Source organism: Candidatus Hinthialibacter antarcticus, from assembly GCA_030765645.1.
GTDB classification, from domain to species: domain Bacteria; phylum Hinthialibacterota; class Hinthialibacteria; order Hinthialibacterales; family Hinthialibacteraceae; genus Hinthialibacter; species Hinthialibacter antarcticus.
The window spans coordinates 26,164-47,186 of sequence record JAVCCE010000027.1 but is presented as its reverse complement, the minus strand read 5'-3'; the positions used below and the strand labels follow the sequence as shown (position 1 = coordinate 47,186).

Below are 21,023 nucleotides of genomic sequence, written 5' to 3'. Positions count from 1 at the left end.
GTACAAAAAGGGACTGAAAGCCTACACCGAAACGAAGAGAGACGCATTTACGCTTTACTCTCGCTGCCTTACGCAACCCTCACGCCTCATCCACCCATACGATGCGCTCGATGCCGAGAGATTGAAGTTGTTGAAAGAGGCTTGGCGGGACGCTGACGCGCAGTATGAGATCATTGTCGCGATACTTGGCATTGATTAACAGCAAACGCCCCAGGTCAGAATCAGAAAATAATTTTCCACTTGAAATGGATACACGAACGCCGCCGGGTTCTTGTGAGACCGCGACGGCGTGGTTTGGCAATAAGGTTTGAATTTCATCGAACGCAGCATTTGAATGTGGATCAAACTGATGCGCTGATTGCAAAGACATCGCGACTAAACGAAACGCATGTCTTTAGCGATGGCGAAGCGACGTTTGCGGCTGAAGGTCTTCGGTGTGCAAGGGCCTTCTCCCGATTTGCCCGCAATGGTGAAGGCGGTATAGCCTTCGCCGCCGTTGCCCAGACAGGCGCCGCAGGACGCGTTCGCCACGAACAAGTTGCAGTTCATCAATCGGGCGAACTCGGTGATGCGGTCAATGCGTCGGCTGTGAATAATGGCGGTGTGACCAAAGCCGTGCTCGGCTTCAAACGCCGCTTGAATGGCTTCTTCATACGAGTTGACCCGGACCATGCCCAACACCGGGATCATCATTTCATGCACAATATATGGGTGGTTGCGGTCAACTTCGGCGATGAGCAGTTCGCAGTTCGCGGGGACGCTCAGCCCCAGCGCTTGTTGCGCAACCACGGCGGCGTCTTTGCCGATGTAATCTTTGTTGACGTGATTGTCAGGCGTAATCAAGGCGCGGGTCAGCGTCTCAGTCTGCGCCCGGTCTAACAGGTAGGCGCCGCGCTGACGAATCGCGCTGATAAATTCGTCAAAGACCGACGAAACCACGAAGCACGATTTCTCTGTAATGCACGGTAAGTTGTTGTCGAAGCAGGAGCCTTCATACACGCTCACTGCTGCGTTCTGAATATCAGCGGTCTCATCCACCACGGCGGGCGGATTGCCCGGCCCGGCGACGATGGCGCGTTTGGGGCTTTCCATGGCGGCGCGAACAACCGCAGGCCCGCCAGTCACGACAAGCAGGCTGATGTCGTCGTGAGTCATAATGGTTTTGGCGGTGCGCAAACTCGGCTCCGCGACGGAGGTCATTAAATTCGCTGGTGCGCCTGCATCGGTCAATGCGCGGTTAATCACCTGCATGGATTGCAGCGTGCACGCCACCGCGTTGGGGTGCGGACCAAAGACGATGGTATTGCCCGCAGACAACATGGCGATGGAGTGGTTAATCACCGTCGCGACCGGGTTCGTCGTCGGCGTAATGGTGCCGATTACGCCGAAGGGCGCGTATTCTTCCATCATCAGGCCGCGGCTTCCGGTGACCGCCAGGGTTTCGAGGTCTTCAACGCCGGGGGTCAAGTTCGCCGCCATGCCGTTCTTCAAAATTTTATGATCGACGCGCCCCATTTTGGTGTCTTGTATGGTGAAGCGAGACCATTCGTCGTTATGTTGATGGGAGACTTCGCGAATCAGTTTGATGTATTTCTTTCGCTCATTGAGCGGGACGACGCGAAATTGTTGAAAGGCGCGCTTCGCTGCTGCGATGGCGTCTTCGATATTTTCAAACACGCCGTCGCGCCCTCCGCTGACCGCGCCGCCCATGCAGGTGGGGGTGTGGCCGCTCGACGCTGGCGCGCTCGCAGGCTGGTTTTGCAGCTCACCGAGTACGCGGTGAACAATATCGGCGATTCGCTGTTCGTCCATGGGTCAAAAGTCTCCCTTAAAAATTCGCTCTTTGTTGCGTCAATGCGCGGCTTGCTGCGGCGGCACAATGACGACTTCGATGCCCCGCCGGGTCAGCGATTCCATCGCCAGCGGGGTAATCAGCCCGCCGCGCGCCGCTTTGACCACGGGGCCGTTCAATTTGGCGGCGTCTTCTTCAGTCACCACACAAGTAATGAGTTCAGAACTTTCGTTATCGGCTTTATTACACGCGGTACAAAGTACCTTGTCTACCGCGTCGCATGTGGGCAATAACTTCACGCCCATGGTTCCCAACTGCATACGGTATTTGTCGAGAACGTCCTGCACGCCCGGCACGTTGTTGCCGAAAATGATGCAGGCGTCTTTATCGAGGCCTTCGCTGGATGCAATCACCGGAACCTTGTGCGCCAACGCGGCAATGGTGATTTTCAGCGCGGCGTCATCGGTAATGGCCAGCGCCAGTTTGGCGGCGTGGTTACGGCACACCGACGGCATGTATACCGCCGCATAGCGCCCCATGTCTTGCCGCATGGCTTGAATTTCGTCAACGCGATCGATCAAGCGAATGCCCAGGGCGTTCAGCTCATCGATAGAAAACGCGCCGACAGCGTCGGGTGAAAACACGGCGTCAATCTGGACGCCTTCGCCAATCCATTGTTGAAACGCATCGACGTTGGGCTGCCAGGGTTCTCGCGCTCCGGTGAAAATAACCAACACCGCCGGGCCGTCGCCTTTGGGCGGACACGCGCATTCTTCCTGCGGCTCCGCTTCGCACGAACACGCCGGGCTTTTGCAGGCGTCGGCGTCCAGCGTTTCGCTTTGCGGCGCGGGCAACAGGGTCTCGTCGCCGCGCTGCTCAGACAACGCTTTCATTACTTCGTCAATGATGATGCGTTCCAAGTCGGAGTTGTTCATAAAAGGCTATTCATTTCGCTGCGAATATCACAGCAGAATCTCGACTTTCTCGCCGCCGCGCAGCCCGCAGGCGTTGCCGTCGTCGGTGTCGAGGTGCATTTCGTCTTTAAAGAGTTTAGAGACCCGCGCCTGGCATTCTTCCAGCACGGTCTTCTTACCGTTGGCTTCCACGCGGACCTTCACGCTCTGGTTGTCTGCGATGCCCCACTTCGCCGCCGATTCGACCGACAGATGAATGTGGCGATTGGCCTGGATCACGCCTTTTTCGAGGTGCAACACCCCTGCCGGGCCGACCAGGATCAACCCCACGCTGCCGTTATGATCGCCGGAGCGGTTCACAGGCGGGTCGATGCCCAGATAGATGGCGTCGGTGCGCGAGACCTCAACTTGGGTGTATTTGCGCAGCGGCCCCAGAATGCGCACTTCGCCGAGGCAGCGCATCCGCGGCCCCACCAACGTCAGAGTTTGCTTGGAGGCAAACTCGCCGGTCTGGTATAAGGGTCGCATCGGTTCCAGTTCAGCACCGCGCCCATAGAGAACATCCATCGACTCGCGTGAGAGATGGATATGGCGTACGGAGATGTTGCATGGAACCGTCATGCGTTGCTGCGGCGCAACGGGCGCACTTGCACCCTGCAAACGCGCAACCACGCGGCGCACCACTTGTTCGACCAAGGCGTCGGAATTTGGCGGTAAGCTCATACGGCGCTCTCCCTCCGCGCTAGGCGCTCGCAAAAGAAAACATCACGAACCAGACAAAAAACCAAGCGCGGCAATGTAGCCGCGCTTGGACGTTGCCTTAACAATCGCAATTGTTTGGAGACGACCCAGGCGCGTCGTCCGACCGGGTTACGGTTTGGTCGGCAGAATGGCTTCGAGGTCGCTGTGCGGACGTGGAATCACATGTACGGAAACCACTTCGCCCACTTTGCGGGCCGCTGCTGCGCCTGCGTCGGTGGCTGCTTTGACCGCGCCGACATCGCCGCGCACCATGACGGTCACAAAACCGCCGCCGATTTTTTCTTTGCCAACCAATGTAACGCTGGCGGCTTTGACCATGGCGTCGGCGGCTTCAATGGCGCCGACCAGACCGCGGGTTTCGACTAATCCTAAGGCTTTACCTTCCACGGGTACGTCCTCCCTGAGAATCCGAAATGAATTCGGATGGTTTTTCTGAATTTCCCAATCAATATTGGAACCTCAAGGCTACCGAATTCCCTATGCCCCGTCAAGCGCAAGACCAGCCCATAAACGTTGAATTAACAAAGAGAAATCGCCCCAAAACCGATCAAATAGCACGGATAAAAATGACGTGTTTTGAAATAAGGCGACGACGCATCAAGTGAATTGGGTTGATGATGAAGTCGAATTCGCACTGGCCTACAATACCAACGGCAACCAGCAGCGCCTTGATGCAATTGAACAAAACAGAATCGAGCGGGCTGTGGGAGGGCGCGAGGATGAAAATAGCAAATCCTCCCTAGCCTCCCTTAATAAGGGGGGGGACGGCGCAGCAAGCGCCAGAAGAGGAAATTCAGAACATGCGTAAAAAAATCCGCTAGCGCTCGCTCAATACCGTGGCGACAAACACCAGGGCGGCGTTCCAGTCAATGGTGAATTCGTTCGAAGAAAAACTGGCGGAGTCGTCTTTGTACGCCGTCGCCGGGGGAGACGACGCACTGAAATTCGTCTTGAGAACGCCGTCATTCAATGACTGGTTCGGCCCCGCGACGATCAATCCCGGGATAGGCGTCTTGCCGCCCCCCGCATAGCGCTGCCACTGATAAGGCGACTGAGGCGAGGCCTCGCCAAACCCGGTGACGTAACTCATCCCCACGGGGTTGCGCCCCAAGAGATAATTCATTTGTTCGAGCGCCGCGTGACCGTAGCGCGGCTCCGGCTCCACCAACTGCGCGAGCAGTAAGATCATCGCGTTGCGCAATACGGCGCCGTTTGATCCCCAGGTAAATCCATCGGCATCCAGCGTCAATAAAAACGCGTCCTCTCCGGTTTTTTCGGCCAGACTATCCGCCAGAGAACGCAAATCGCTGCGCACCTCGTCACTGAGTTTTTCAAACGTTTCAATTTCGGTTGCGCTGACAATCGCCGCAGCCGCCAAGGGCGTCACGTCCCCCCAGTAGCCCGACGCATACAACAACGGGACGCGCTTTTCGACCATCGCTGCAATCACGGCGTCCAGCCGCTCGTCATTCAACGCGCGCCTCAGTTCCACCGCCGCCCACAAGCGTTCATCGCTGTCGTCAGCGTCTGCATACGCCTTGGTTTTCACGTCAGTTGGATTGCTGAACCCCCCATCGTTCGGGGTGAGTTCCAGCCACTGCCAGGTGCGCACCGCTGCGTTCAAACACTGCGCGGAAAAGGTCGCATCATAGGGCGAATACAACCGCGACGCCTTCGCCCACACCGCACACGCGCCCGCAGAGGCGGCGGTCGACGGCGCAAACAAATAGAGCGGCGCTTTTTCGGGTTGGTCGGGCGCGAGGGCGGTCGCCTTGTGATAAACCGAACCCGTTGAGGTTTGCATCGAAAATAGCCATTCCACTTCCCAGCGCACTTCGTCCAAAATATCCGGCACGCCGTTATGCGCCTCGGGAACCGACAACGACCCGTCTTCAAACACTTGGGGCAGCCACTCGTGCAGCGTCATCAATACACCCGCCGCATATACGCCGCTTGGGACGTACCGCCCGGCGTCGCTGCCGTCATGCCAGCCGCCGCCCAATGAAAACGATTTAGGCTCCGCCGTCGGGGGATACACCAGCGCCGCAGGGCTTGGTTGCGCCTTGCGCGCCCAGTCACCCGCGATAGGTTTCGGGAACCCGGCGCCCTCGCGTAAAAAATAGAATGCGTTTAGAGCGCGTTGCGCCAATGCCTTTGGCGGCGATGCGCTAATCGAGAAGGGATGAGACCGCCCCAAGCCGGGAACGTCAATCGCATAAACGCCGGTCGCATTCACGATACTGAAGTCCGCCTGCCAGACATGAACGCCCGATGCGGCGTGATTCGGCTCACGCAAGATCAATTGGCTTCGCAACACGGGCGATTCGGTTTGCAGGTTCCAAACCGTAAACGGCAAGGCAATGCTAGAAGAAACCAGGCCGATTTTTGAATGCCCGGCCACATACGCTGATTGATTCACAAAAACAGCCGGAGAGACGGGGCCATCGTCGGCAAAAACGCCCGCGCTGAACAAGAACGATATGAAGCAACAGCAACAAGTTCGCAAGGCCATCTGTGGTCCGTCCTTTTTTTGCGGGCTAACCGATTCTGCTATTCATTATCGTTGCGTTTATATGATACCATCGTTAAAGTGAATAGAGACGCCGTGCAGTCGTTGCGGCAATAACGATATTTACGGCGGAGTCGCCTCAATGATAACAAATCCCAAAAGGATTCTGACTATGTTTTCTGTTCGTGTTGGACTGTGTTGCCTGATAACGCTTACGTTTGCTCTGGCTGCGGCGGCGGATACTTTGCTGTTGCGAAACGGAGACCAGGTCATCGGGACGATCGTCGGCGAAACGACGGAAGACTATGTCGTTGAAGTTCCCGGCGAGTTGGCGATTCAAGTCAAAATCCGGCGCAGCGATGTCATCGAGATCATTCGCGGCGGCAGCGCGGAATATATCGCGCCGATACCAACTTACGCCACAAGCGTGGTCAATGCGACCCAACCAGGCATGAGCGAAAATCCAATCACGCCCCCGATTGAAACCATACAAGAATCCGGCCCCATGCCGTTGTTGCCGGTGATGGTTCCCAAGGGCGATGTCTATCAGGTCAGCGGCGCGGGAGTGCGATTTCGCGAAGGGCCGAGTTTGAGTTTCCCTGGCAAATCGCTGCCGGGACGTTCGATTTTACTCGCAATTGAATTTGTCGACGGTTGGCTGCACGCCAAAACCATCGAAGGCGAAGACGGGTGGATCCATCCCAACTTTATTGCGCCAATGAATCGCCAGGTTTGTCTGGTGACGGGCGACTTGGTGAATGTACGCGAAGCCCCCGGCGATGTCTATCGCGTCTTAGGCCGCTTTCGCAAAGATGACGTCGTGGTCCGCATTGAAGAACGCGACGCATGGAGCCGCGTCCTCTCCGGAAGCGGCGTCGCCGGATGGTGCAGCACCGAATACTTGCAACCGTTGAACGACCAGGCCGCGTACGCGCCGCAGATCGCCGTCGTCGAAAACCGCGAGGCCGGCCAACCGGTTGAAGCCCAGCGGGCGTTTGGCCCTTCCGGCCCGAAAGAAATTCAATTTGTGGTACGCGACGAACGGTTGGTGCGTTCAGGCATGACCAAACTGATTATCTTTCATCGCGACGCCCAAAAACTCGAACAATCCGCCGACCAATACCGGGGCGAAAGCATCTACCAACGCGACCGCATCGACGGTTCCGTTAAATTGTTAGAAGCCGGGTTCCCCGAAGAAATTGGCGTTGCGTTTATCGGCGTGGAAATGTTGACCATGCTGGGCGAGCGCGTTGGCGCTAACTGGTCATATAAACTGATTGCGCCCGAAGACGAGACGGTGCGCTTTGGCTTTGTGGTGCAGCGCGGCCCCTCGCGAGGCACTCTGGTGATGATCGACGCTTAAGCCATACGTTTACCGTTTGGCAAAAGCGCTTCCAGCGGGCATCCCTCGCATTTGGGCGTCTTGCGGCAAAAGTTGTTTCCGACCGCCACCAGTTGAGCGTGATAGTCATTGTATAAATCCATCTCGCGCGGCAGCCCGCCTTCAAATAGTTCTTTCATATCGCTGTAAGTCGCGTCTTCGCTGATCCAGCCATGACGGGTGAGGACGCGGTAGGTATACAAGTCGATCACAAACGAAACATGCCCGCCCGCGTAGAGCAATATGGAATCCGCCGTTTCCGGGCCGATGCCTTTCACGCTGAGCAAACCTTCGCGCAGCGCTTGGGTCTCTTGCGCGAACAATCGTTTGAGGCTGCCGTTGTAATTTCGTTCGATGAAATCAATCAACGCTTTGAGTTTTTTTGCTTTCTGGTTGAAATACCCCGACGGGCGGATGAGTTGCGCCAGCGCTTCGGTTTCGATGTCGCGCAATACGCGATACGACAGCGCCTTGGCTTGCTTCAAATTCGCGATGGCTTTTTCGACGTTTTTCCAATTGGTGTTTTGGGTGAGAATGGCGCCGACGGCGATCTCTAACGGCCCGTCGCCCGGCCACCAGTCGCGATGACCAAAATGCGCCCGCAAGGTTTTATAGATTCTGAGCAAGTCGGGTTTCATGGTGAGAACACACTATCGTGATTTTTTGATTGATAGAACAGATGTGGGATTATTTATCAATTAGTCCAAGCGGCTCACCAGGAGGTTCGCCCTCCCCCTGGTCTATTAAGCAGAGATGCACCCAAGCCTGTTAGGCTACAACGTCGCGCCTTGGTCAGGCGAGGTGATGTTGTGGAGGTCGTTGCCGAAGAGGGTTTGTTTGTAAGGCATGGCGCGTTCCCACTGACCAAAGATTTCACGCAGCCAATGGGCGATGTCGGGAAAGCGCTGCAAGATGTCTTCGCTTTCGCCGATGTCTTTTTTTAAGTCGAATAACATTTCCTTGCCGTCAATTTCGAGCCATTTCCATTTGCCCCAACGTACGGCGCGCTGGTTGCGAAATGTATTACGCCACACCAGGGTTTGTTCAACTGGATTACGGTATCCCGTCAGGTAGGACAACAGGTCCATGCCGTCGAGTTTACGGGTGGGCCTCACCATCGCGGCGGAGAGCAGCGTCGCCGAGAGGTCCATGGTGATGGATGCTTGCGAATTGGTCCCGCCCGCAGGCAACACCCCCGGCCAACGCATCACGCACGGCACCCGGACGCCGCCTTCCCACAGGTGGCCTTTTTGCCCGCGCAACGGCGTATTGCGCGAAGAGCGGTCGCCGCCATTGTCGCTGCAAAACACCACCAGCGTGTTTTGTTCCAGCCCGCTTGCTTTGAGCTGGTCGAGAATCTTACCCACGCCTGCGTCGATTTGCTCAACCATACGGATGTAAGTCGCGCGGTCTTTCTCGACCCAGTTTTTCCCTTGCACGACTTTCTTATCTTGGTCGTCCGGCCCCTGCATGGGCCAATGGGGCGCGTTGTAGGCGACGTAGGCGAAAAACGGCGCTTCCCTTTTGCGTTCTAAAAAATCGACCGCGCGTTCGGTAATGAGATCGGTGATATACCCGTCGCGCTGGACGGGTTCATTGTTTTCGTAGAGATCGGGGGCGCCGTTTGCGATGCGGTGTTCAAAATAATCGAGGTTGCCGCCCAGATGCCCGAAAAACTCGTCGAAGCCGTGCTGGTTGGGGCGCCATTCTTCGCGCTCGCCCAAGTGCCATTTACCGAACATCCCGGTCGCGAAGCCTGCTTTATTGAGCATGGTTGCGATGGTGGTTTCGGTCGGCGCCAGGCCAACAGTGTTGACGCCCGTGTACAGCGCCCATTCCAAGTTAGGGCAACGCGCCTGGTAGCGCCCCGTCATCAGTGCGCATCGCGTCGGCGTACACACCGGCGCCGAGGCGTAATAATCGGTCAGGCGGACGCCTTGCGCAGCGATGCGGTCAATATTAGGAGTCTGAATGTCATCGCAGCCATAACAACCAAGGTCGCCATAGCCCAGGTCGTCGGCCATGATGAGCACGATGTTGGCTTTGCGCGGAGCGTCGTCTTCTTGAGCGTGAGACAAGCGGGAAAGCAGCGGCGCCGACAGCGCGGCGGATTGAAGAAACGTCCGGCGGTCGATGCTAGACATGAGATCGGCGCGTCCTTTCCGGCGTTAGAGAGGCTGCTGTAGCCGGGGCGGGACTTGAACCCGCACGACGTTGCCGCCAAGGGATTTTAAATCCCTCGTGTCTACCATTCCACCACCCGGCCAGCGCTATAATCTTAGTCAAAAAGCCTGTTCACGTGAATGGTTTTGACGTGTTTTTAAGGAATATGTTTAAAATGGATATTCTCTACTCATGAAAGACTGCGTCATCTCAAATTACAGAGGGGTAAAGCAGTTTCATCTTCTTCAAAAAACAGCTTGACAAAAGCGGTCAGTTTACGCATCGTCTATCCGATTTGCTTAAGGAGAATACCAAATGAAAAAAGTTCGCGCATTGGTCATCGGTTGCGGCGCCATCGCCCATAACTGCCACCTGTTGGGATATGATTCAGACAAAGACTGCGAAATCGTCGCCGTCGCCGACCCCAGCCCCAAAAACCGCAAGTCGGCGCAAGAGAAATTCAAAATCGGCAAAGCCTACGCTTCCGTCGATGACATGCTGAAGCGCGAATCGGCGGATTGCATCAGCATCACCTCGCCCAACGCGTTCCACGCCGAACACGCCGTCATGGCCTTACAAAAAGGCCTGCATGTTTTGTGCGAGAAGCCGCTATGCACCAGCAAAAAAGAAATCGACCAGATTTTACGCGCCGCCAAACAGGCGGACGTCTTGTTTATGACCGCGTTTTCAAACCGCTTCTATAAGGGAACCCAAAAAGCCAAGCAGCAAATCGAAGCGGGCAAGATCGGCAAGCCGTACATGATTCGGGTGCGGTTCGCGCATGAAGGCCCCAAAGACTGGATGATGTCGAAATCGTTTTTCAACCCCGCCCAAGCGGTCGGCGGCGCGTTGTTTGATATGGGAATCCACGCCATTGATCTGGCGCAATGGCTTTACGGCCCCATCGCCAAAGTCAGCGCCATCACGGCGACCCTTCAACATAAAATCCCGATGGAAGACAACGTCATCATGCAGTTCCAATTCCAGAGCGGCGCCTTGGGATACGCCGAAGCGGGTTGGACCAGCAAGCAGGGCTTCGCCGGGATCGAGATCATGGGCAGCGAAGCGGCGATTGAGGTCGACTACAACAAGAATACCACCGTGCGCATCGTCGGTTCCGTTGACCCGGCGGGCAACCGCAAAGAGAAACGCGCGATGCTAGTTAAAAATGCGCTCGACGGCGGTTGGCCTGCGCAGATGAAATATTTTTTGCAATGCGTTCGTAAAGGCGTACAGCCAGACTGCGACGTACACGCTGGCGCCGCCGCAGTGCGGGTTGCGCTGGGCGCGTATGAATCTCATCACAAAAACAAAATTGTTTCATTGTAAAGTTGCTTTGTTGATCCCCCCCTGGCCGTGGCGAATTAAGAGAGGCTAGGGGGATTCATCCAACGGCATGGGCGCCTTTCTGTGAGCGCCTGTGCAATAACACGCTGTCGGACGTTGATTGACTTCTTGTGATTTTGGTGAACTTTGATGCTGAAGCGGATTTGCTTGTCTGTTTGTTTATTGGGGATTTTCGCCAGCGCTGATGCGCGGACCTTTCACGGGCCGTCTGGTGAAATTCTGCTCGGCTCGGCGCCGTTTATGGGCATTGCGGTTTCTGACGACGGCTCGCGTATGGCGACCGCCAACCGCGCATTCGGCGCGTTTGTGTGGAACACGCAAACCGGAGAGATCGAACACGACCTCATCGCCCACCTTGGCGAAGTGAATAGCATCGCCATCTCGCCCGACGGCAGCCGCGTTCTGACAGGTGGAAACGACGCCCTCGCCCGAATTTGGGACGCCAACACTGGCGAGTTATTAGAGACGCTCGAAGGCCACGTAGGTGAGGTCTCCGCCGCTGCGTTCTCGCCCGACGGGCGCTTCGTCGCCACTGGCGGCGAAAATGGCTCCACCTTTTTATGGAACGCCCGCAACGGAAATCCACAACAGGCGTTTCTTCTCAGCGGTGAAGAGATTGGACGCATTGACGCCATCGCGTTTTCACCCGACGGCGAACAAATCATCACTGGCGGCTGGGACAAAACCGCCCGAATATGGGATGTCGATAACGGCAGACTTTTACACACGCTCGATGCGCACACCTGGTATGTATTTGCCGTCGCCTTCTCACCCGACGGCAGCCGGGCGGCAACCGTTAGCGAGTCCAACCTGTTAATCTGGAACCTCAACGGCCCCACGCTCGAACGCACCATCGAAGCCCACAGCGCCGACATTACCTCCGTCGCGTTCTCGCCCAATAGCGCCGAAGTGTTGACCGCCAGCGAAGACGGCTTCACCAAACGATGGAACGTCGCCGACGGATCGCTGCTCAAAACATTCGCCGGACACGCCAACACCGTGCAAACCGCCGTGTTTTATAACAACGGAACCCAAGTCATTACTGGCGGCGACGCCGGAGTCGCCATCCGTTGGAACGCGAACGGAGGCCCGCCTCAGAAACTTTACTTCGTCACCCAAAACGGCGGATTCGGCGGGGTAAACGTCGCCCGGTTTTCCCACGACGGGACCCAAGCGCTGCTCGGCAAACTCGACGGCGATGTTCACATCTGGGATATCGAACGCGGCGTGGTGGTGGGCATCCTACGCGGGCATACAGACGAGATCATCTCAATGGAACTCGACCGCAACGGGCAACACGTCGTCACGGGTTCCAAAGACAATCACGCCATTGTGTGGGACCTCGCGACGCAACAAATAATCGCTGACTTGAGCGACCATTACCGCGTGGTCAACGGCGTGAGTTTTTCACCCGGCGGCGAACTATTGGTTACCGCCAGCGGCGACAATTTCGGGCGTATGTTTTTATTGCCCGACGGCCTGTTGGTGCGAGCGTTTTCCGGTCATACGCTGGGGCTGACTTCGATCCAATTCAGCCCGGACGGCGCCCAAGTGGTCACCAGCGCGCTCGACAACAGCGCCCGCTTGTGGGACATCGCAACCGGACAGCGAATCCGTACGCTGCTGGGGCATACCTTTGCCGTCACCGATGCGGCCTACTCGCCCGACGGGCAACGTATTCTCACCACCAGCTGGGACAAGACCGCCAAGATTTGGGACGCGGCGAGCGGAACCGAAACGCTGACCCTGAACGGACACCAAAGCAAAGTAGACGCCGCCCGTTTTGGCCCTGACGGCAAAACCGTTTTGACCGCGTCGGAAGATAAGACCGCCATTTTGTGGGACGCGCAATCCGGCGAAGCCATGCGGACCTTCGCTGGTCACGGTCATTGGGTGCAATCGGTAGACTACTCGCCGGACGGGACACGCGTTCTGACTGGCAGCGTAGACGGCGCCGCGCGCGTTTGGGACATCTCAGACTTGGTCGAACCATACGTCCCGACTCCGACGCCCGACCCGCTTTCGCAACTGCGCTCGCAAGCCGATTTCAACAACGACGGACGAATTGGCGCGAGCGACTTGTTTGAGTTCGCAACCGGATGGCGCCGCTTTGAAGAGAAGCACGACCTCGACCAAGACGACTTCGTCGATTCGCTCGACCTGCTGTTATTCATGCGCGTCTGGGGCGACGCCGCGCCGTAGTCACTCTCACTTACGATACAGGTTCATCAGTGAACGCGAGAGAGTCAGCACATCGACGTGTTTGGCCCCGGCTTCAATCAACACCCGCGCAATTTCATTGGTGGTGCTTCCCGTCGTATAAATGTCATCGACCAGCAACAGTTGAGCGCCCTGGATTACGCTTGCGTCTTTCACCGCAAACGCGCCAAGCACATTGGTTTTTCGTTTCAATGGCGTCATTGAAGTTTGCGGTTTCGTGTGTCGAATTCTCATCACAGCGTTCTCGATCATGGGCAGATTATGCTCGCGCTGAATCGCTTGTGCGAGCAAGGTCGCCTGGTTGAATTCACGCTGGCGCTTTCGCTTTCGATGCAGCGGCACCGGAACGATGGCGTCATATTGTTCATCTTTGAAATACTGGTTGAATCCCTCCAGCATTAAATCCCCAAGCGGAACCGCTAAACCCGTTTGGTAGTGAAATTTGAGACCCTGAATCAGTTTTTTCACGGTTTTATCTTGATAATCGAGCACAGCGCGGGCGCGGTGGTAGTGGGCTTTTTCAGGGCATTCGGGGCAGTGTTTTGCGTGTGGGTTTTCTCCCGGAGCGCCGCAGGTTTGGCACAACGGTTTCTCAATACGCGGCGCCGAGAGCAAACACGCTTCGCAGACGGGCGGGCCGGTTCCCGCGACCTCGCCGCCGCATCCCGCGCAAACAGGCGGGTAAATTAAGTCAATCAGCGTTTGAAATAATGCATGGGCGGTTGCAAGAGGCATGATAAATTCGCTTTTAATAGAACGTATCTCATAAACATACGTGTCATCGCGAGGAGGCTGAAGGCCGACGCGGCGATCTTGCATTTTTGCGCTAAAAAACGAGATTGCTTCTATTTAAAATTTCAAGCCGAAGCGGGCCAAGTTTTACTTCACCGTCGCCTGCGTTTCGCGCTGGGCGAGATAGTCGCTCAAGGCTTCCTTCCAACAACGCATGTCGGGGTAGCCAAGCGTTTTGAATCTTTGGTTGTCTAAACTTGAATTGCGGGGACGCTTCGCAGGGGCGCCGTATTGCTCGGCGGTGACTGGCTCCACATTGACGGACAAGCCCGCGCCGCGAAAAATTTCCTGGGCGAATTCTAACCACGAACACTGCCCCTGGTTCGACAAATGGAACACGCCCCGGTCTTCGCGGTCGACCAGGCGGCGGACCTGCGCGGCGGCGTCTTGGGTGAAGGTCGGCGAGACGTATTCATCGCTGACGATGCGCAACGGCGCCCCTTTTTTGCCGAGCCTCAGCATGGCTTCGACGAAATTGGTGCCTTTCATGCGACTGGGCGACAATCCAAACAATCCTGACACGCGCACAATGGCGCTATTGGCCCAGGTATATTGGATATATTCTTCGCCAGCGCGCTTGGTGACGCCATAGGCATTGATGGGGCGGGTGACGTCGTTTTCGTGATAGGGCGCGCCTTTTTCGCCATCGAAGACGTAGTTAGTGCTGATGTGGACCAGCGGGACGTTCCAGCGCTTGCAGGCCAAGGCGAGGTGAAGCGGCCCCAGCGCGTTGATTTGAAAGGCGCGTTGATGTTCGCGCTCGCAATCATCGACGCGAGTGAAGGCGGCGCTATTGATAATCAGGTCAGGACCGATGAACGAAACCTGCTGCTGCACCTTGGCTTCATCGGCGATATCCATATCTTCCGAATCATACAGAGTCACCTGACAATCGGAAAATGCGGCGGCGAGGTCGCGCCCCAACTGGCCGCGCGCGCCCACGATCATCACATGCATTCGCCTAAACCTCCCAAGAGTCTCTTTGTGGATGATGAAGCCCGATGTACGATAACCCAAATCACTCTAAAACATGAGGTCTGATTGAATGATCGACGGCGTCAAATTGATTCGGCTCAATCGTCATGCTGACGACCGGGGGTTCCTGGTCGAAGTGTTGCGCAACGACGACGAACATTACCAAGGCTTCGGCCAGGCGTACATCTCATTTTTGCGCAGCGGCTGCATCAAAGCCTGGCATAAACATCAAAAACAAACCGACCATTTTTACGTCGTCTCCGGCACGTCAAAAGTCGCGTTGTATGACGACCGCGACGGCAGCCCCACCAAAGGGCAATACCAAACCGTTGCCCTGGGAACCGACGGGCTGGATGCGCTCTTGACTATCCCCCCGATGGTGTGGCATGGTCAGATGTCGCTCTCGGCGGAAACCTACTTACTGAACATGCCGACCGAGCCATATAACGTAAATGAGCCGGATGAAATTCGGGCGCCCGTCGACGCTTTTGACGATGTTTGGTCAATTGAAAACCGGTAAGGGATGGCGGCAGCCCGTCGCGGCGTGGATGACGCCGAAGCGCCAGCACGGAGCCAAATTACTTATAACCAGTTATTAACACTGCGTTTAAGTAGTTTTGATTCTTCAGAAAATGTGTTATAATTAAGCGTCATATCATGGCCTGACGATGAGAGCGGTTCATATTTTGAAATTTCCGAATAAAGTTTATTGCAGACGCTTGACTGTTTGCCTATAATGAAAAATACGGTTAGTGTAATTTATATGTGATTTTAGATGGACTAATTGGGTATAAACCTAATATATTTTGGGAACTCTGGCTGTAAGGGAAGAATCTGTTTCATTGGTAGGTTGTTATTACTATGTGCGCATTGCTTAGAGAACGGGTGCAAAACGTAAAACCAGGCGTATTTGACCTCTGGCAGGCGCAACAGCAGGGGGAAGGTATCAGATGAAATCAATGACGGCTATCTCGGAGATCACTTCCGCAAATTCTGACGACTACTGCCAGATTCATCCAACTGCAGTAATTGATCCAAGCGTTCAACTGGCGGAAGGCGTTGTCATTCACGCCAATGTCGTTATCGAAAAAAACGTGCGCATTGGTCGCGGCGCCGTGATTCAAGTCAGCGCTTACATCGGCGAAGACTGCATCGTCGGCGATGAATCAATTTTGCATCCCTTCGTCACCCTGCGCGAAAAAACGCAAATCGGAAACCGTGTTGTGATTGAATCCGGCGTTGTGATTGGCAGCGACGGCTTTGGTTACGCCAAACAAGAAGACGGCGTGAATTATAAAGTGCCTCAAGTGGGGTCTGTTGTCGTGAAAGACAACGTACACATCGGCCCCAACTCGACCATTGACCGCGCTACCCTGGGTAGCACCGTGGTTGAAAATGGCGCAGAAATCGGCGCACTGGTGCAAGTAGGCCACAATGTCGCCATCGGCGAAAAAACAACCATCGGCGACGGCGCCGGCATCTGCGGCAGTTGCAAAATCGGCGCAAAAGTTAACATCGGCCAAAGCGTCGGCATGGTCGGCCATATTCAAATCGGCGACGGCGCCGAAATCAAAGACGGCTCCGGCGTGAGCAAAGACATCGCCAACGGGGCGGTGATGGTGGGCGCACCCGCCATGACCAACGATCAGTACACGACCTTCCGTGGATATGTGGACGGATTGAGCGAGTTTGTGCGGCGCTTGAACGACATCGAAGATAAACTGAAAAATCGTAACGGTTCAGCGAAATAATCCGCTACTTTCTGCCGTAAAACACAAAACTTTTTAATCGGTCTTGCTGTGAATTTTTTTCTGCGACGATTGGCGCCGAGAGACCTTCGATCCAACGCGCGCCTGATAACCCCGCCCGTTCAAACCACCGGGCCATGTCTTTTTCCTCAAACCCCAACCAACTATGCGCGAGTTCGTCGCGCAGCCATTCTTCGGAGTGCCGCTGCAAGTCGATAATGGTGACCGCGCCGCCCGGTTTCACGATTCGCGCCATTTCTGAAATCGCCAGCGACGGATCGGGCGCGTGATGTAACACCAACCCCGCGAACACCGCGTCGACTTCGTTATCTTTGAACGGCAGGTTTTCCATATCGCCAAAACGCAGTTCGACGTTTTTGTACTTGGCGCGTTTAGCGTTCTTTTCAGCGAGCGCCAGCATCTTTTTTGAATTATCAACGCCGATCACTTTGTGCACCACTCGCGCCAGCGTCAGCAGAATATGCCCTGTCCCGCAACCAATGTCGGCAACCACCAACTGCGGCGGGACCAGCGACTCCAACGATTGCAGCGTGACCAGGTCGCCGCAGATGCGGGCGCGGATATCGTCCCACTCGTCGGCGTGTTGACCGAAAAAGCGACGGCTTTGTTTGCGTTTGCGTTCTAAAACATCATGCAGTTTTTTATGGTCGTCCGCAGCGGTAGCGTTTTCATTGGCCCAAGCGCGAATCATATCCCAGGCTTGATGGGCCTCTGCGGGCATGGCGCCGTTTTCGGCTTTACGGTAATACGACCAAGTGCCTTCGCGGCGCAGTTCGAGAAAGCCTGATTCTTTCAGCACGTTCAAATGGCGCGACACCCGCGACTGAGTCGAAGCGAGAATATCCACCATATCATTGACGGACAGCTCATGTTGATCGAGCAGCCACAACAGGCGCAGACGCGTCTCATCAGAGAGCGCCTTACAGATTTTCACGGGATCAGCGTGGGTCGTCATACATTCATGCGTCCATTCGGATATATGCATATATCATGATGGATCGTGACGACCGGGTCAAGCGACAGTGAGTTTTGATCAAACGGCGGCAAAGACTTTTACTAAAAGAAACTTGTTTCGAATCTCATACCCAAGTACCATGCAATTAACATCTAATTACATGGTGATATCGTATGTTAAACTTAGACAATATATGCTCTCTTTCAGAGTTTCAGCGCAACACCAAATCGGTGTTAGAACACATCAAGCAAACCGGACTGCCCCAAGTATTGACCGTTAACGGCAAGGCTGAAGTTGTCGTTCAAGATGCGGCATCCTATCAAAAAATACTCAACCTGTTAGACCGCCTAGAAGCCATTGAAGGCATAGAGCGCGGACTGAAATCTATGAAGCAAGGCAAAGGCCGCCCTGCGGATGAAGTATTACAACGGCTTGCGAGTAAGTTTGATATCCCAACCGAATAATGAAATACACCGTCATCATTGAGCCGCCTGCGGAAGACGATCTGGAACGCGCATTTCTTTGGATTGCCAAAGAATCACGAACCCGCGCTGAGCAATGGCTCCACTCTCTCGTAAAAGCAGCCAAATCATTAGAAGGGTTTCCTGAGCGTTGTTCATTGGCGCCAGAAAATGGCGCATTCCAAAAAGAAATACGTCAGTTGATGTATGGAAAAAAGCGGGGCGTCTACCGAATTTTATTTACCATTCAACACATGAATGTGCATATCCTTCATGTGCGTCATTGCGCTCAAGAACAAATCGAGCCAGATCGAGACTCTTTCTATTCCAATTTTTTGAGAACAAAGCGCTGATAGGTCGCGAGGCTTGGGTCGCCATCGTCTCTGACTGTTAACATAATATGGTATTCGGTTTTACCTTCTTGTAATTTGTCAGGAAAAATGAACGTGGCCTTTTTCGTATCAGCGTCTTTGATCTTGATTCCTTCTATGTCGCCGCTGGGGCCGTCATAAATCCACCAGTGATATGAGAGTTCGTCCCCGTCTGGGTCTTGAACTTCAAACGCTTTCAGCGTTTTTGTTTCTCCCGGGCTTATGGTTCCATGCGTAACAAGCGACTTATGCTCGTGATGCGGGGCGTGGTTCGCTTCACCAAACGGTTTGACGCACCAGTCAGCGCGGGCGGCGAAGTCGTTTTGAAAATCTTCCGCCCATCGCCACAGTGGTTTGATGCGGTCATTGTCGTCTTTGGCGTCCACCCAAGTATTTTCTGAGCCTTTTTCTAACTGAAAGCGTCCGCCCCAGCCGCCGTAATAGGGTTCATGGCTGCCCACTAATCCTGTTGGGATTTGATGTAAATACGCAGGCGAATCGCCCTCTGAACGAAACGCGCCGTCTTTTCGCGCTTCATAACTCGCACACAAAGGGCCGTGGCCTTCAAGAATATTTTCTCTCATCCATTCAGCGTCAAAATACGGATGAAACTGCTTAGGCATCGACTGTTCCCAACGATAGGCGATGACGCCAAACTGCTTGCTGATAATAGTCTGCAACTTGGGCCAGTTGGGTTGAATATACTCTCTGTAGGTTTTGTCTTGGTCTAGAATGAGATAGAGGGTCGCTTTTTGAGAGACGCGCTCCATTTGGTCTGGATGCTTCTCTTGAATGGTCTTCAAAGCGCGGGCGATGGTATTCGTGCCGCCCCAGGCTTGAAGATCAACCCGGCCTTTCTTGTCACCGAGCAACACGTCAACGATATGTTGAGAACCGCGAGTGACTTTCTCCATCTCGCCTTCGGCGTCTATGTTTCCGACAAAGGTTTTTTCTCGCAAATCAAGCGGAGACGGAAACTCAGGATCATGCAACAGCAGGTTCGGATACACTTCTTTGTATAAATCATATTGATGATCAATCCACTCTTCGCCGGCCCACGTATTACCTACCCAGTGATATTTCGAGCTGGATAGAATTAATCCTTCTACATCGAATTCGTTTGCGTAAAGAAGAAACCGCACCATCGAACAGCGGTCGTCAATTTCGCCGTCAGTTGTAACGATGACGCGCGGCTTGGCTTGTATGGGATATAAAAAGATGACTGAAAAAGTGATTACGATAAAAAGTTTGTAGAAAGGTTGGAATTTCATCATTTCTCCCGCTGCAAAAAATTATAGATCATCTACATTATGACAAATACAAAAGCAGGGCGCAATGAGAATAAACGAATGGACTAAATTGTTAATCCATTACCTCACCGCCTCGGAATGATCTTGCCGCCGGGAACGGCGCGGTTTTATCTGCGGACCGCAATTGAGTCAAACCAATATTACTTGCTTTGTATCACTCAGTGACATAGAATATATGTACAACTTGAAAAGGCGTCAACAGTGAGAATATTTAAAACCAAAGTATTCAGCCGCTTTGTAAAGAAAGAACGAATTTTAGATTCGCAACTTGCTGCTGCAATAGAAAAAATTGAAAAAGGCCAAGTTGATGCTGATTTGGGTGGTGGAGTTATTAAGCAACGACTATCACGATCGGGCCAAGGAAAATCAGGAGGATACCGGGCTATAGTCTTGCTTCGATTCGAAGATAAAGCGTTTTATGTATACGGCTTTGCCAAAAATGAACTAGACAACATCAGCCCAATTGAACTGAAAGCGTTTAAAGCGTTAGCGAAAGAAATGTTGAATTATGATGATGATCAATTGAAATTGGCAGTAGACCATGGAGCGCTAATTGAGGTGAAAAAATGAGTCCCGCAAAAAAATATAAAAGCAAAATTCTTGGTGCAATTCATGAAACCGCGTCTGACCTAAGCCAGTCGGGCGTGATGGATAAGAAAACGCTGAGAGAATTTGATGCGATGTGTTTGACCTCGGTTGCGCCGCTTTCGCCTGATGAAATTCGTGAAATCCGATTGCGCGAACGTGTCAGCCAAGCAGTATTTGCGCTACATCTCAATGTCACGACCGGGCTAGTCAGTAAATGGGAGCGCGGCGACAAACACCCAACCGGCCCGTCACTTAAACTACTTCAGCTCGTAAAAGATAAAGGCTTAGAAACGATTGCGTAATCTCATTCTCACCGCCTCGGAATGATTTTGCCGCCGAGGACGGCGCGGTTCATGCGCTTGTCGAGCACGGCGCGGGTGCCAAGGTCGGCAACCACTTTCGAGGCGGAATTTAACAAGAGCGCACAGATAAACGCCCGGCTCATCTCGGGCTTGAAGGTTTCTATATACGCTTTTTGTTTGTCGAGGTTTTTTAATTTTTCAAATTTCTGGATCGCCTGGCGCACTTCGATGGGGTTCTTTTGAATATAGCGCTGCGCCAGAATTTCTTGAATCTCCGCCATGCGCACCGCCTCGTCGCCAAACAACTCAACCAATTCGTCACGTAAACTCACAGGTTTTCCGCCTCCCTCTTTTCGAGTCTTCGCCGCAGCGATAGACTATTGTTTTCCGGTCAATGGACGGACGTTCTCTG

23 protein-coding genes and 1 tRNA gene are annotated in these 21,023 nt (G+C 54.2%); 10 read left to right on the top strand and 14 right to left on the bottom strand.

Annotated elements, in window-relative coordinates; all coding sequences use genetic code 11:
- Nucleotides 1-79: 79 nt before the first annotated feature.
- From P9L94_07450 to P9L94_07430, 5 genes are all read right to left on the bottom strand, one after another.
- Nucleotides 80-370, bottom strand: a complete 291-nt coding sequence (locus tag P9L94_07450; protein ID MDP8243899.1) for a hypothetical protein — start codon at nucleotides 368-370, stop codon at nucleotides 80-82.
- Between the two features lie 5 nt (nucleotides 371-375).
- On the bottom strand, nucleotides 376-1,812 hold the full coding sequence (locus P9L94_07445) for an aldehyde dehydrogenase EutE (GenBank protein MDP8243898.1): 1,437 nt from the start codon (nucleotides 1,810-1,812) through the stop codon (nucleotides 376-378).
- Nucleotides 1,813-1,851: 39 nt separating this feature from the next.
- Nucleotides 1,852-2,727 carry a hypothetical protein gene (locus P9L94_07440; GenBank protein MDP8243897.1) on the bottom strand — a complete coding sequence of 292 codons (876 nt, stop codon included), beginning with the start codon at nucleotides 2,725-2,727 and terminating at the stop codon, nucleotides 1,852-1,854.
- Between the two features lie 27 nt (nucleotides 2,728-2,754).
- Nucleotides 2,755-3,429: a phosphate propanoyltransferase gene (gene pduL, locus P9L94_07435; protein MDP8243896.1), complete on the bottom strand. Its 675-nt coding sequence runs from the start codon at nucleotides 3,427-3,429 to the stop codon at nucleotides 2,755-2,757.
- Between the two features lie 147 nt (nucleotides 3,430-3,576).
- Nucleotides 3,577-3,855 carry a BMC domain-containing protein gene (locus P9L94_07430; GenBank protein MDP8243895.1) on the bottom strand — a complete coding sequence of 93 codons (279 nt, stop codon included), beginning with the start codon at nucleotides 3,853-3,855 and terminating at the stop codon, nucleotides 3,577-3,579.
- Between the two features lie 214 nt (nucleotides 3,856-4,069).
- Here P9L94_07430 and P9L94_07425 point away from each other — a divergent pair, with 214 nt between their 5' ends.
- Nucleotides 4,070-4,276 carry a hypothetical protein gene (locus tag P9L94_07425; GenBank protein ID MDP8243894.1) on the top strand — a complete coding sequence of 69 codons (207 nt, stop codon included), beginning with the start codon at nucleotides 4,070-4,072 and terminating at the stop codon, nucleotides 4,274-4,276.
- Nucleotides 4,277-4,285: 9 nt separating this feature from the next.
- Here the strand turns inward: P9L94_07425 and P9L94_07420 are convergent, their stop codons facing one another.
- The gene (locus P9L94_07420; protein ID MDP8243893.1) at nucleotides 4,286-5,980 is read right to left on the bottom strand and encodes a glycoside hydrolase family 9 protein; all 1,695 of its coding nucleotides are present in this window, start codon (nucleotides 5,978-5,980) and stop codon (nucleotides 4,286-4,288) included.
- A 169-nt stretch (nucleotides 5,981-6,149) separates the two neighbouring features.
- Here P9L94_07420 and P9L94_07415 point away from each other — a divergent pair, with 169 nt between their 5' ends.
- Nucleotides 6,150-7,340 carry an SH3 domain-containing protein gene (locus P9L94_07415; protein MDP8243892.1) on the top strand — a complete coding sequence of 397 codons (1,191 nt, stop codon included), beginning with the start codon at nucleotides 6,150-6,152 and terminating at the stop codon, nucleotides 7,338-7,340.
- Here the strand turns inward: P9L94_07415 and P9L94_07410 are convergent.
- The 3 genes from P9L94_07410 to P9L94_07400 all read right to left on the bottom strand — a co-directional run bounded on the left by P9L94_07410 (nucleotide 7,337) and on the right by P9L94_07400 (nucleotide 9,624).
- Complete coding sequence (locus P9L94_07410) at nucleotides 7,337-7,996, bottom strand: endonuclease III domain-containing protein (protein MDP8243891.1); 660 nt, start codon at nucleotides 7,994-7,996, stop codon at nucleotides 7,337-7,339. The genes P9L94_07415 and P9L94_07410 overlap by 4 nt on opposite strands.
- Before the next feature lie 135 nt (nucleotides 7,997-8,131).
- Nucleotides 8,132-9,502 carry a sulfatase-like hydrolase/transferase gene (locus P9L94_07405; protein ID MDP8243890.1) on the bottom strand — a complete coding sequence of 457 codons (1,371 nt, stop codon included), beginning with the start codon at nucleotides 9,500-9,502 and terminating at the stop codon, nucleotides 8,132-8,134.
- Between the two features lie 39 nt (nucleotides 9,503-9,541).
- Nucleotides 9,542-9,624 (bottom strand) — tRNA-Leu (locus tag P9L94_07400).
- 212 nt (nucleotides 9,625-9,836) lie between these two features.
- Here P9L94_07400 and P9L94_07395 point away from each other — a divergent pair.
- Together P9L94_07395 and P9L94_07390 are read left to right on the top strand one after the other, a co-directional pair.
- Nucleotides 9,837-10,850 (top strand): Gfo/Idh/MocA family oxidoreductase, encoded by a 1,014-nt coding sequence (locus tag P9L94_07395; protein MDP8243889.1) that lies wholly within the window; start codon nucleotides 9,837-9,839, stop codon nucleotides 10,848-10,850.
- Between the two features lie 147 nt (nucleotides 10,851-10,997).
- Nucleotides 10,998-13,070 (top strand): WD40 repeat domain-containing protein, encoded by a 2,073-nt coding sequence (locus P9L94_07390; GenBank protein ID MDP8243888.1) that lies wholly within the window; start codon nucleotides 10,998-11,000, stop codon nucleotides 13,068-13,070.
- Between the two features lie 6 nt (nucleotides 13,071-13,076).
- Here P9L94_07390 and P9L94_07385 read toward each other — a convergent pair whose 3' ends face one another.
- Both P9L94_07385 and rfbD read right to left on the bottom strand, forming a co-directional pair.
- Nucleotides 13,077-13,823, bottom strand: a complete 747-nt coding sequence (locus tag P9L94_07385) for a ComF family protein (GenBank protein MDP8243887.1) — start codon at nucleotides 13,821-13,823, stop codon at nucleotides 13,077-13,079.
- Nucleotides 13,824-13,967: 144 nt separating this feature from the next.
- Nucleotides 13,968-14,837, bottom strand: a complete 870-nt coding sequence (rfbD, locus tag P9L94_07380) for a dTDP-4-dehydrorhamnose reductase (GenBank protein MDP8243886.1) — start codon at nucleotides 14,835-14,837, stop codon at nucleotides 13,968-13,970.
- 88 nt (nucleotides 14,838-14,925) lie between these two features.
- Between rfbD and P9L94_07375 the strand changes: the two genes are divergently transcribed.
- On the top strand, nucleotides 14,926-15,375 hold the full coding sequence (locus P9L94_07375) for a dTDP-4-dehydrorhamnose 3,5-epimerase family protein (protein MDP8243885.1): 450 nt from the start codon (nucleotides 14,926-14,928) through the stop codon (nucleotides 15,373-15,375).
- A gap of 430 nt (nucleotides 15,376-15,805) precedes the next feature.
- A complete protein-coding gene (gene lpxD / locus P9L94_07370; protein MDP8243884.1) occupies nucleotides 15,806-16,606 on the top strand; it encodes a UDP-3-O-(3-hydroxymyristoyl)glucosamine N-acyltransferase in 801 nt (266 codons plus the stop codon).
- Between the two features lie 4 nt (nucleotides 16,607-16,610).
- On the opposite strand, the gene P9L94_07365 is transcribed toward lpxD, so the two are convergent.
- Nucleotides 16,611-17,579, bottom strand: coding sequence for a metalloregulator ArsR/SmtB family transcription factor (locus P9L94_07365; protein ID MDP8243883.1), 969 nt, complete (start codon nucleotides 17,577-17,579; stop codon nucleotides 16,611-16,613).
- A 173-nt stretch (nucleotides 17,580-17,752) separates the two neighbouring features.
- On the opposite strand from P9L94_07365, the gene P9L94_07360 reads away from it, so the two are divergent.
- Both P9L94_07360 and P9L94_07355 read left to right on the top strand, forming a co-directional pair.
- The gene (locus tag P9L94_07360; GenBank protein ID MDP8243882.1) at nucleotides 17,753-18,043 is read left to right on the top strand and encodes a type II toxin-antitoxin system Phd/YefM family antitoxin; all 291 of its coding nucleotides are present in this window, start codon (nucleotides 17,753-17,755) and stop codon (nucleotides 18,041-18,043) included.
- A complete protein-coding gene (locus P9L94_07355; GenBank protein ID MDP8243881.1) occupies nucleotides 18,043-18,393 on the top strand; it encodes a type II toxin-antitoxin system RelE/ParE family toxin in 351 nt (116 codons plus the stop codon). Before P9L94_07360 ends, P9L94_07355 begins: the two co-directional genes overlap by 1 nt.
- Here P9L94_07355 and P9L94_07350 read toward each other — a convergent pair.
- Nucleotides 18,363-19,685 carry a DUF1593 domain-containing protein gene (locus tag P9L94_07350; protein ID MDP8243880.1) on the bottom strand — a complete coding sequence of 441 codons (1,323 nt, stop codon included), beginning with the start codon at nucleotides 19,683-19,685 and terminating at the stop codon, nucleotides 18,363-18,365. The genes P9L94_07355 and P9L94_07350 overlap by 31 nt on opposite strands.
- Nucleotides 19,686-19,922: 237 nt before the next feature.
- Here P9L94_07350 and P9L94_07345 point away from each other — a divergent pair, with 237 nt between their 5' ends.
- The gene (locus tag P9L94_07345; GenBank protein MDP8243879.1) at nucleotides 19,923-20,291 is read left to right on the top strand and encodes a type II toxin-antitoxin system RelE/ParE family toxin; all 369 of its coding nucleotides are present in this window, start codon (nucleotides 19,923-19,925) and stop codon (nucleotides 20,289-20,291) included.
- On the top strand, nucleotides 20,288-20,611 hold the full coding sequence (locus tag P9L94_07340; GenBank protein MDP8243878.1) for a DNA-binding transcriptional regulator: 324 nt from the start codon (nucleotides 20,288-20,290) through the stop codon (nucleotides 20,609-20,611). Before P9L94_07345 ends, P9L94_07340 begins: the two co-directional genes overlap by 4 nt.
- 8 nt (nucleotides 20,612-20,619) lie before the next feature.
- On the opposite strand, the gene P9L94_07335 is transcribed toward P9L94_07340, so the two are convergent.
- Nucleotides 20,620-20,943, bottom strand: coding sequence for a hypothetical protein (locus tag P9L94_07335; GenBank protein MDP8243877.1), 324 nt, complete (start codon nucleotides 20,941-20,943; stop codon nucleotides 20,620-20,622).
- Nucleotides 20,944-21,023: the final 80 nt, after the last annotated feature.

What these genes read in the sequence shown, in the direction of transcription:
- P9L94_07450 (MDP8243899.1), bottom strand. Translation starts at nt 370, where the DNA reads ATGTCTTTGCAATCAGCGCATCAGTTTGATCCACATTCAAATGCTGCG.
- P9L94_07340 (MDP8243878.1), top strand. Translation starts at nt 20,288, where the DNA reads ATGAGTCCCGCAAAAAAATATAAAAGCAAAATTCTTGGTGCAATTCAT.
- P9L94_07390 (MDP8243888.1), top strand. Translation starts at nt 10,998, where the DNA reads ATGCTGAAGCGGATTTGCTTGTCTGTTTGTTTATTGGGGATTTTCGCC.
- lpxD (MDP8243884.1), top strand. Translation starts at nt 15,806, where the DNA reads ATGAAATCAATGACGGCTATCTCGGAGATCACTTCCGCAAATTCTGAC.
- P9L94_07355 (MDP8243881.1), top strand. Translation starts at nt 18,043, where the DNA reads ATGAAATACACCGTCATCATTGAGCCGCCTGCGGAAGACGATCTGGAA.
- P9L94_07405 (MDP8243890.1), bottom strand. Translation starts at nt 9,502, where the DNA reads ATGTCTAGCATCGACCGCCGGACGTTTCTTCAATCCGCCGCGCTGTCG.
- pduL (MDP8243896.1), bottom strand. Translation starts at nt 3,429, where the DNA reads ATGAGCTTACCGCCAAATTCCGACGCCTTGGTCGAACAAGTGGTGCGC.
- P9L94_07420 (MDP8243893.1), bottom strand. Translation starts at nt 5,980, where the DNA reads ATGGCCTTGCGAACTTGTTGCTGTTGCTTCATATCGTTCTTGTTCAGC.
- P9L94_07415 (MDP8243892.1), top strand. Translation starts at nt 6,150, where the DNA reads ATGTTTTCTGTTCGTGTTGGACTGTGTTGCCTGATAACGCTTACGTTT.
- P9L94_07445 (MDP8243898.1), bottom strand. Translation starts at nt 1,812, where the DNA reads ATGGACGAACAGCGAATCGCCGATATTGTTCACCGCGTACTCGGTGAG.
- P9L94_07350 (MDP8243880.1), bottom strand. Translation starts at nt 19,685, where the DNA reads ATGATGAAATTCCAACCTTTCTACAAACTTTTTATCGTAATCACTTTT.
- rfbD (MDP8243886.1), bottom strand. Translation starts at nt 14,837, where the DNA reads ATGCATGTGATGATCGTGGGCGCGCGCGGCCAGTTGGGGCGCGACCTC.
- P9L94_07385 (MDP8243887.1), bottom strand. Translation starts at nt 13,823, where the DNA reads ATGCCTCTTGCAACCGCCCATGCATTATTTCAAACGCTGATTGACTTA.
- P9L94_07365 (MDP8243883.1), bottom strand. Translation starts at nt 17,579, where the DNA reads ATGACGACCCACGCTGATCCCGTGAAAATCTGTAAGGCGCTCTCTGAT.
- P9L94_07410 (MDP8243891.1), bottom strand. Translation starts at nt 7,996, where the DNA reads ATGAAACCCGACTTGCTCAGAATCTATAAAACCTTGCGGGCGCATTTT.
- P9L94_07440 (MDP8243897.1), bottom strand. Translation starts at nt 2,727, where the DNA reads ATGAACAACTCCGACTTGGAACGCATCATCATTGACGAAGTAATGAAA.
- P9L94_07360 (MDP8243882.1), top strand. Translation starts at nt 17,753, where the DNA reads ATGTTAAACTTAGACAATATATGCTCTCTTTCAGAGTTTCAGCGCAAC.
- P9L94_07375 (MDP8243885.1), top strand. Translation starts at nt 14,926, where the DNA reads ATGATCGACGGCGTCAAATTGATTCGGCTCAATCGTCATGCTGACGAC.
- P9L94_07395 (MDP8243889.1), top strand. Translation starts at nt 9,837, where the DNA reads ATGAAAAAAGTTCGCGCATTGGTCATCGGTTGCGGCGCCATCGCCCAT.